This is a genomic window from Cellulomonas sp. P4_B5_2 (assembly GCF_056402235.1).
In genome coordinates, this window is the sequence record NZ_JBFUHU010000330.1 from 1 (window position 1) to 4,117 (window position 4,117).

4 protein-coding genes are annotated in these 4,117 nt (G+C 73.2%); 3 read left to right on the top strand and 1 reads right to left on the bottom strand.

Features of this window, described 5'->3' with window-relative positions; translation table 11 throughout:
* The first annotated feature begins 149 nt into the window (after nt 1-149).
* Together AC1DUQ_RS18700 and AC1DUQ_RS18705 are read left to right on the top strand one after the other, a co-directional pair.
* Nucleotides 150-488 carry an ArsR/SmtB family transcription factor gene (locus AC1DUQ_RS18700; RefSeq protein ID WP_477060168.1) on the top strand — a complete coding sequence of 113 codons (339 nt, stop codon included), beginning with the start codon at nt 150-152 and terminating at the stop codon, nt 486-488.
* A 2-nt stretch (nt 489-490) separates the two neighbouring features.
* Complete coding sequence (locus tag AC1DUQ_RS18705; protein ID WP_477060169.1) at nt 491-973, top strand: SRPBCC domain-containing protein; 483 nt, start codon at nt 491-493, stop codon at nt 971-973.
* A 6-nt stretch (nt 974-979) separates the two neighbouring features.
* On the opposite strand, the gene AC1DUQ_RS18710 is transcribed toward AC1DUQ_RS18705, so the two are convergent.
* On the bottom strand, nt 980-2,167 hold the full coding sequence (locus AC1DUQ_RS18710; protein WP_477060170.1) for an LCP family protein: 1,188 nt from the start codon (nt 2,165-2,167) through the stop codon (nt 980-982).
* A gap of 87 nt (nt 2,168-2,254) precedes the next feature.
* Between AC1DUQ_RS18710 and AC1DUQ_RS18715 the strand changes: the two genes are divergently transcribed.
* On the top strand, nt 2,255-4,042 hold the full coding sequence (locus AC1DUQ_RS18715) for an ABC-F family ATP-binding cassette domain-containing protein (RefSeq protein ID WP_477074325.1): 1,788 nt from the start codon (nt 2,255-2,257) through the stop codon (nt 4,040-4,042).
* The last annotated feature ends 75 nt before the right edge of the window (nt 4,043-4,117 follow it).

Here is a 4,117-nt window from a genome sequence, read left to right on the forward strand (position 1 = left end):
GTCCTCGCGGCCGCGTTCACGGCCTCGGGCGTCGCGGACCGCGTGCTGACCGCCTCCGGCCCGGTCGCCGGCGCACGCGTGGTCAGCTCGACCGACTGACCTCGTCCTGCCCCCTTGACATCTGCGGGCTCGCGGCAATACTTAAGTACATGCTTAACCATGGCGAGCTGGACAAGGTCTTCAAGGCCCTGTCCGACGCGACCCGCCGCGCGATGGTCGAACGGCTGGTGCGCGGCCCGGTCTCGGTCAGCGGGCTCGCCGCACCGTTCGCGATGTCGCTCCCGGCCGTGCACCAGCACCTCGCGGTGCTCGAGGACGCCGGCATCGTCACCTCGCACAAGATCGGCCGCGTCCGCACGGTCCAGCTCGCCCCCGACGCCCTCACCGGCGCCGGGGAGTGGATGGGCCGCCAACGACTCCCGGCAGAGCGCCGGCTCGACCGGCTCGGCGACTTCCTCGCCACCGACACCTCGACGACAGGAGCCTGACCATGACCACGGAGTCCACCGACACCACCGCGACCAGCACCGTCGCCCACGCGACCTTCGTCGTCGACCGCACGTTCGACGCGCCTCTCGACCGGGTGTGGGACGCGTTCGCCGACCCGGAGCAGCACGCCCGGTGGTTCGGCTCCGACCCCGGCTTCACCGAGACCGAGGCCTCCGAGGACTTCCGCGTGGGCGGCCAGGCGGTGCAGGACGGGCAGTGGCACGACGGCCCCACCAGCCGGTACGTCGCCACCTACACCGACATCGTCGAGCGCGCACGGATCGTCTCCACCTACGACATGTGGGTGGGCGGCACGCACCTGTCCACGTCCCTGACCACGACGGAGCTCACCGCCGTCGAGGGCGGCACCCGCCTCACGTACACCGAGCAGGGCGTGTTCCTGGACGGCCAGGAGGACGGCAGCCAGCGCGAGGCAGGCTTCCAGGGCATCTTCGACACCCTCGCGGAGTACCTCGCGGGCTGACGCCGGTCAGGCGCAGGTGGACGAGTCGTCCGCCGAGGTGAGCACGTCGCCCGGCGGGGTCCAGGGGGTCTCGACGGTCGGGGGCGGGGTAGCCGGGGCTGCGGGGTCCGCCGGTGGCGCGTCGTCGGTCGCCGGGGCCTCGGCCACCGGCTGGTCGGCCGCGACCCGGGCCCACAGCTGTGCCGCCTCGGCGGTGGCCTCGACCCGGTAGCGCTGCCTGGTCGACGCGACGGTGGGCATCGAGACGAACACGATCCGGTCCGCCTGCACGCCGCGCAGCGAGAGCCCGAACCCGGTGAGGTCGGTGAGGTCCCGGAACCCCGTGCTCGCCGTCAGCGAGCCGGTCGCGGCCTGCGCGAACTGGAACAGGGCGGTCGGGCTGGTCAGCACGTCGCGACTGAGCACCGAGCGGACCATGGCCGCCATGAGGTCCTGCTGGCGCTCGATCCGTCCGGTGTCGGACCCGTCGCCGATGTTGTGCCGGGCCCGGGCGAACTGCACGGCTGTGGGGCCGTCGAACACCTGCGGGCCGGCCTTGACGTGCAGGCCGGTGTACTCGGGGTCGTCGAGGTCCGTCGCCAGGCACATGGGGACGCCGCCGATCGCGTCGACCATGTCGCGCAGACCGACGAAGTCCACGAGCACCAGACCGTCCAGGCGCACCCCCGTGAGGCTCTCCACCGTCTTCCACGTGCACGCCGACGCGGACCGGACGTCGTGGCCGTGGTCCCAGCCGATCCGGAACGCCTCGTTGAACTGCCGGGCCTCGCGTGCCGGCGTCGTGCTGCCGTCCGACATCGTGCACGACGGCCGGTCGGCCAGCAGGTCCCGCGGGATGGAGACCAGCTCGACGCGGGACCGGTCCGCCGCCACGTGCGCGACGATCGTCGTGTCGGACTGCATCCCCTCCTCCGCACCGCCGATCGTGCCGTTCTCGCCGCTGCGGTCGTCGGACCCGATGATCAGCAGGTTCACGGGCGATCCCGCGCGGGCGTCCCCGGGCGGCGGCTCCGTCACCTCGGGCCGCGCACTGTCGTCGCCCACGAGGCCGGTCAGGTCGACCTCACCGATGTTCGACTGGAGCTCTAGGTAGACCGCGGCTGCGCCGGCGACGCCGAACGCCAGGACGCCGACGGCTGCGAGGCCGACCGCCCGGGGCCAGGTCCGCCCGTGGGCACGCGCGTGCTGCGTCATGCTCCGGACGCTAGTGCGCAGGTCAGTGGCGGTACCGGCGGTCTGCGTGGAGGACCTGTGCGGGTGTGCGGGTAGCCTTCACAGGAAATGGCTCACCTTCTCGGCGCGGACCGCGTCACGCTCACGCTGGGCACGCGCACCCTCCTCGACGGCGTCTCCCTCGGACTCGACGACGGCCAGCGGATCGGCGTCGTCGGCCCCAACGGTGCCGGCAAGTCCACCCTGCTGCGCGTGCTGTCCGGGCTGCAGGAGCCCGACGACGGTCGGGTCACCCGTGCCGGCGGCGTGCGGGTCGCGATCCTCGACCAGCGTGACGACCTGCTGGCCGGGAGCACGGTCCTCGACGTCGTGCACGGGTCCGCCGACGAGCACGAGTGGGCCACCGACTCCCGCATCCGGTCCGTCCACGCGGGCTTGCTGGCCGACGTCGCGCTCGACGCCGACGTGGCCACCCTGTCGGGTGGTCAGCGCCGCCGGGTCGCCCTGGCCGCGCTGCTGGTCCGGGACGACGAGGTGCTCGTCCTCGACGAGCCGACCAACCACCTGGACGTCGAGGGCGTGGCGTGGCTGGCCGCCCACCTGGTCGACCGGTACACCCGGTCCAACGGCGCGCTGGTGGTGGTCACCCACGACCGCTGGTTCCTCGACGCGGTCTGCACCCGCACGTGGGAGGTGCACGGCGGCGACGTCGACCAGTACGAGGGCGGCTACGCGGCCTACGTGCTGGCGCGGGCCGAGCGGGCTCGGACGGCGTCGACCACCGAGGAGAAGCGGCAGAACCTGCTGCGCAAGGAGCTCGCCTGGCTGCGCCGGGGGGCGCCGGCGCGCACGTCCAAGCCCAAGTTCCGGATCGACGCCGCGAACGCGCTCATCGAGAACGAGCCGCCGCCGCGCGACCAGCTGAGCCTCACCCGGATGGCCACGGCCCGGCTGGGCAAGGACGTGCTCGACATCGAGGACGCGTCCGTGGTCTACGGCGACCGCACGCTCCTGCACGACATCACCTGGCGGCTCGGCCCGGGCGACCGGGTGGGCCTCGTGGGCGTCAACGGCGCCGGCAAGACCACCCTGCTACGACTGCTGTCCGGCCGCCAGCAGCCGACCACCGGACGCGTGAAGCGTGGCAAGACCGTGCAGGTGGCGGAGCTGACGCAGGACGTCGAGGACCTCGACGAGCTGGCCGGCCTGCGGGTGATCGAGGTGATCGAGAGCGAGAAGCGCTCGGTCGTCGTCGGCGGCAAGGAGCTCACCGCGGCCCAGCTGGTGGAGCGGCTCGGGTTCGACCGCGAACGCTCTCGCACCCCCGTGCGGGACCTGTCGGGTGGGGAGCGTCGACGGCTGCAGCTGCTGCGGCTGCTCGTAGGCGAGCCCAACGTGCTGCTGCTCGACGAGCCGACCAACGACCTCGACACCGACACCCTGGCCGCGCTCGAGGACCTGCTCGACGGCTGGCCGGKCACGCTGATCGTCGTCTCGCACGACCGGTACCTGCTCGAGCGGGTGTGCGACACGCAGATGGCCCTGCTCGGCGACGGCCTGCTGCGCCAGCTGCCCGGCGGGGTCGAGCAGTACCTGGACCTGCGCCGCGCCGCGGAGTCGACGGTGTCGTCCCCGCTGGACGCCCGCCCGGCGAGCACGCAGGCCCCCGCGGTGGTCTCGACCGCGGACCTGCGCACCGCCCGCAAGGAGATCGCCCGGATCGAGCGGCGGCTGTCCCGGATCGCCGACCAGGAGACCGCCCTGCACCAGCGCATGTCCGACCAGGCCACCGACCACCAGGCCGTGGCCGCGCTCGACGAGGAGCTCCGGGCGCTCGCCGCCGAGAAGGACGAGCTCGAGGCCGCCTGGCTCGAGGCCGCCGAGATCGTCGGCTAGCCGCTCCGGCGCATGCTCCGCAGCCCGAGGCCCGACGAGACCCCCATCGTGAGCACCGCGGCGAGCACGACGAGC